This is a genomic window from Vibrio sp. T20 (assembly GCF_007858795.1).
GTDB lineage: Bacteria > Pseudomonadota > Gammaproteobacteria > Enterobacterales > Vibrionaceae > Vibrio > Vibrio satsumensis.
Genome location: NZ_VFEB01000084.1, coordinates 1 through 201, shown reverse-complemented (window position 1 = coordinate 201; position 201 = coordinate 1). Strand labels below are relative to the sequence as shown.

Genomic DNA, 201 nt, shown 5'->3' with positions numbered 1-201 from the left:
ATGGAGGCGCCTCCCGGAGTCGAACCGAGGTCCACGGATTTGCAATCCGCTGCATAGCCACTCTGCCAAGGCGCCTTCAATAGTGTTTTAAGAGAACAACTCTTTTGACTAATACCAAGCGAGGTAACAATCAAATAGATGGTGCCCCGGGCCGGACTTGAACCGGCACAACGCGAACGTCGAGGGATTTTAAATCCCTTG

1 tRNA gene is annotated in these 201 nt (G+C 52.2%); it reads right to left on the bottom strand.

The features are described from left to right. Window position 1: 1 nt before the first annotated feature. A tRNA-Cys gene (locus tag FTW16_RS08385) sits at window positions 2-75 on the bottom strand. Window positions 76-201 lie beyond the last annotated feature (126 nt).